At 70.1% G+C, this 1178-nt stretch carries 1 protein-coding gene; it reads right to left on the bottom strand.

What is annotated here, in order from left to right; genetic code table 11:
• Positions 1-1143 (bottom strand): ISAs1 family transposase (locus IEY55_RS31680; protein ID WP_229686957.1); only part of this gene is annotated, 1143 nt, incomplete at its 3' end.
• Between the last annotated feature and the right edge of the window lie 35 nt (positions 1144-1178).

The following is a 1178-nucleotide window of genomic DNA, read 5'->3' as shown; positions in this document are numbered from 1 at the left end:
GCGGGCGGCCCAGCGGAGGGCTGCGGCGGTGTTGGTCCAGCCGTGGAGTCGGAAGGTGCTGGTGGCGAGGTTGCGTAGGGAGGCCAGGACGCGGGGTGCGGTGCCGGTGCGCACGCGGCTGGCGTCTTCGCCGTAGGTGACGTCGCGGACCCAGTGCAGGCGGTTTTCGATCTGCCATTGGCCCCGGATGAGTGGGGCGAGGGTGGCGGGATCAGTGGTGAGGCTGGTGACGCCGAGTACGGCGTGGGCCGAGTGGGTGCCGGTGGCATGGCAGGTGGTGTAGCGCTCGACCAGAAAGGCTTGTGCGGCATGGGGAAACCCGATGTTGTCGGGAGTGGGCAGGACTTGGATGGTGCGCCGTTCGGTGCGGCCGTGGCCGACGTCGACGGTGGTGTGCTTGGGTGCGTCCTGCCAGGGTAGGGCGTCCAGGAGTGTGAAGAGCCGGTGCTGGTTCTCCTTGACCGTGAACACGTAGTCCGCACCGCGGTCGACCAGGTAGCGGGCGTGGTCACGGGTGGTGTGCAGGGCATCAGCGGTCACCACCATCCCGGTGATGTCCACGGTGTCCAGCAGGGGGGTGAAGTGGGTGATCTCGCTGGTGCCCTCGGTGACGTGGCGTTGGGCCAGCACTGTCCCGCTGCCGTGGGTCATGGCTGCGAGCAGGTGTACCCCGGTCCCGCCGGTGCGGCCGTAGGTGCCGCGCAAGGACTTGCCGTCCACGGCCAGGGCACGGGGCGTGTCCGTGGTCGGCACGGTGTCACGGACACGCTCGCCCAGCCACACGCTGACCGCGGCGTCCACCGAGTCACCGTCCAGCAACTGCACCGTCCGTCGCAGGGTGGACTCATCCGGAGCCACCCGGCGGCCGTGGCGCTCATCGAAGCGGGCACGCACCGCGGCCAACACCTGCGGGGAGGCATCCGCGGCCCACTCGGCGATCGCGGCAAACGACCGCGCCCCACCCGCCACCGCCGCCGCAGCCAGCAGCAAAACCGCCACCAACGGGTGACGCCGCCCGCGCCGGCTGCGGGGATCGGGCACCACCGCCAGACATTCCGCCAAGTCAGCAAGACTCTCCGGGCTGGCGGTGGGGGTCAGGCACTCCAACCCGGCGGGGATCAGGGAAGATGCAACAGCAGGCACGGCTCTCTCACACGATCACGGGACATCAGCAACCC

The organism is Longimycelium tulufanense (genome assembly GCF_014645795.1).
Lineage (GTDB): Bacteria > Actinomycetota > Actinomycetes > Mycobacteriales > Pseudonocardiaceae > Longimycelium > Longimycelium tulufanense.
The sequence above is the reverse complement of the archived record's forward strand: the minus strand, read 5'-3'. Positions and strand labels throughout refer to the sequence as shown.